This is a genomic window from Pseudomonas lactucae (assembly GCF_036688725.1).
GTDB classification, from domain to species: Bacteria; Pseudomonadota; Gammaproteobacteria; order Pseudomonadales; family Pseudomonadaceae; genus Aquipseudomonas; species Aquipseudomonas lactucae.
This window is the reverse complement of the sequence record NZ_JAQQPT010000044.1, coordinates 1-3453: the sequence shown is the minus strand read 5'-3', so window position 1 is coordinate 3453 and position 3453 is coordinate 1. Positions and strand designations below refer to the sequence as shown.

2 tRNA genes and 1 rRNA gene are annotated in these 3453 nt (G+C 51.1%); all 3 read right to left on the bottom strand.

Annotation, left to right across the window (positions count from 1 at the left end):
* Positions 1-126: 126 nt before the first annotated feature.
* A 23S ribosomal RNA gene (locus tag V6M90_RS29965) occupies positions 127-3017 on the bottom strand.
* Positions 3018-3263: 246 nt separating this feature from the next.
* Positions 3264-3339 (bottom strand) — tRNA-Ala (locus tag V6M90_RS29960).
* A gap of 30 nt (positions 3340-3369) precedes the next feature.
* A tRNA-Ile gene (locus V6M90_RS29955) sits at positions 3370-3446 on the bottom strand.
* Between the last annotated feature and the right edge of the window lie 7 nt (positions 3447-3453).

The following is a 3453-nucleotide window of genomic DNA, read 5'->3' as shown; positions in this document are numbered from 1 at the left end:
CTCGCTTCAGCAAATTGGGTATGTGACAGCAATTGGTGTTTTGTGAGCGTCGAACTTTCGGTTCATCTCGTCTTCACACACCGCAATCTGGCGCCTTCTCAGGTCAGCAAATTGCTTGGGTGTTATATGGTCAAGCCTCACGGGCAATTAGTATTGGTTAGCTCAACGCCTCACAGCGCTTACACACCCAACCTATCAACGTCGTAGTCTTCGACGGCCCTTCAGGGGACTCAAGGTCCCAGTGAGATCTCATCTTGAGGCTAGTTTCCCGCTTAGATGCTTTCAGCGGTTATCTATTCCGAACATAGCTACCCGGCAATGCCACTGGCGTGACAACCGGAACACCAGAGGTTCGTCCACTCCGGTCCTCTCGTACTAGGAGCAGCCCCTCTCAAATCTCAAACGTCCACGGCAGATAGGGACCGAACTGTCTCACGACGTTCTAAACCCAGCTCGCGTACCACTTTAAATGGCGAACAGCCATACCCTTGGGACCGGCTTCAGCCCCAGGATGTGATGAGCCGACATCGAGGTGCCAAACACCGCCGTCGATATGAACTCTTGGGCGGTATCAGCCTGTTATCCCCGGAGTACCTTTTATCCGTTGAGCGATGGCCCTTCCATACAGAACCACCGGATCACTAAGACCTACTTTCGTACCTGCTCGACGTGTCTGTCTCGCAGTCAAGCGCGCTTTTGCCTTTATACTCTACGACCGATTTCCGACCGGTCTGAGCGCACCTTCGTACTCCTCCGTTACTCTTTAGGAGGAGACCGCCCCAGTCAAACTACCCACCATACACTGTCCTCGATCCGGATAACGGACCTGAGTTAGAACCTCAAAGTTGCCAGGGTGGTATTTCAAGGTTGGCTCCACGCGAACTGGCGTCCACGCTTCAAAGCCTCCCACCTATCCTACACAAGCAAATTCAAAGTCCAGTGCAAAGCTATAGTAAAGGTTCACGGGGTCTTTCCGTCTAGCCGCGGATACACTGCATCTTCACAGCGATTTCAATTTCACTGAGTCTCGGGTGGAGACAGCGCCGCCATCGTTACGCCATTCGTGCAGGTCGGAACTTACCCGACAAGGAATTTCGCTACCTTAGGACCGTTATAGTTACGGCCGCCGTTTACCGGGGCTTCGATCAAGAGCTTCGCGTTAGCTAACCCCATCAATTAACCTTCCGGCACCGGGCAGGCGTCACACCCTATACGTCCACTTTCGTGTTTGCAGAGTGCTGTGTTTTTAATAAACAGTCGCAGCGGCCTGGTATCTTCGACCGGCATGGGCTTACGGAGCAAGTCCTTCACCCTCACCGGCGCACCTTCTCCCGAAGTTACGGTGCCATTTTGCCTAGTTCCTTCACCCGAGTTCTCTCAAGCGCCTTGGTATTCTCTACCCAACCACCTGTGTCGGTTTGGGGTACGGTTCCTGGTTACCTGAAGCTTAGAAGCTTTTCTTGGAAGCATGGCATCAACCACTTCGTCGTCTAAAAGACGACTCGTCATCAGCTCTCGGCCTTAAGATCCCGGATTTACCTAAGATCTCAGCCTACCACCTTAAACTTGGACAACCAACGCCAAGCTGGCCTAGCCTTCTCCGTCCCTCCATCGCAATAACCAGAAGTACAGGAATATTAACCTGTTTTCCATCGACTACGCTTTTCAGCCTCGCCTTAGGGACCGACTAACCCTGCGTCGATTAACGTTGCGCAGGAAACCTTGGTCTTTCGGCGTGGGTGTTTTTCACACCCATTGTCGTTACTCATGTCAGCATTCGCACTTCTGATACCTCCAGCAAGCTTCTCAACTCACCTTCACAGGCTTACAGAACGCTCCTCTACCGCATCACTTACGTGATACCCGTAGCTTCGGTGTATGGTTTGAGCCCCGTTACATCTTCCGCGCAGGCCGACTCGACTAGTGAGCTATTACGCTTTCTTTAAAGGGTGGCTGCTTCTAAGCCAACCTCCTAGCTGTCTAAGCCTTCCCACATCGTTTCCCACTTAACCATAACTTTGGGACCTTAGCTGACGGTCTGGGTTGTTTCCCTTTTCACGACGGACGTTAGCACCCGCCGTGTGTCTCCCATGCTCGGCACTTGTAGGTATTCGGAGTTTGCATCGGTTTGGTAAGTCGGGATGACCCCCTAGCCGAAACAGTGCTCTACCCCCTACAGTGATACATGAGGCGCTACCTAAATAGCTTTCGAGGAGAACCAGCTATCTCCGAGCTTGATTAGCCTTTCACTCCGATCCACAGGTCATCCGCTAACTTTTCAACGGTAGTCGGTTCGGTCCTCCAGTTAGTGTTACCCAACCTTCAACCTGCCCATGGATAGATCGCCCGGTTTCGGGTCTATTCCCAGCGACTAGACGCCCTATTAAGACTCGCTTTCGCTACGCCTCCCCTATTCGGTTAAGCTCGCCACTGAAAATAAGTCGCTGACCCATTATACAAAAGGTACGCAGTCACCCAACAAGTGGGCTCCCACTGCTTGTACGCATACGGTTTCAGGATCTATTTCACTCCCCTCTCCGGGGTTCTTTTCGCCTTTCCCTCACGGTACTAGTTCACTATCGGTCAGTCAGTAGTATTTAGCCTTGGAGGATGGTCCCCCCATATTCAGACAAAGTTTCTCGTGCTCCGTCCTACTCGATTTCATGACTAAGAGATTTTCGCGTACAGGGCTATCACCCACTATGGCCGCACTTTCCAGAGCGTTCCGCTAATCTCAAAGCCACTTAAGGGCTAGTCCCCGTTCGCTCGCCACTACTAAGGGAATCTCGGTTGATTTCTTTTCCTCAGGGTACTTAGATGTTTCAGTTCCCCTGGTTCGCCTCTTGCACCTATGTATTCAGTACAAGATAACCATCTTATGATGGCTGGGTTCCCCCATTCAGACATCTCCGGATCAAAGTCTGTTTGCCGACTCCCCGAAGCTTTTCGCAGGCTACCACGTCTTTCATCGCCTCTGACTGCCAAGGCATCCACCGTATGCGCTTCTTCACTTGACCATATAACCCCAAGCAATCTGGTTATACTGTGAAGACAACATTCGCCGAAAATTCGAATTTCTCGTTAAGAGAACTCACAAATTTTACCTTAGCCTGATCCATTACCAGTGAAAGTAACGGTCAGTCTATCTTTCTATCACATACCCAAATTTTTAAAGAACGATCTAATCAAAGACTAGAAATCAACATTCACCATCATCACAATGGAATGCTCATTTCTAAGCTTTCAACAAACAGAAGCAGTAGTGGTGGAGCCAAACGGGATCGAACCGTTGACCTCCTGCGTGCAAGGCAGGCGCTCTCCCAGCTGAGCTATGGCCCCGTATTTCTACAGGCGTTTCCCACACAAAATTGGTGGGTCTGGGCAGATTCGAACTGCCGACCTCACCCTTATCAGGGGTGCGCTCTAACCAACTGAGCTACAGACCCAATTTCG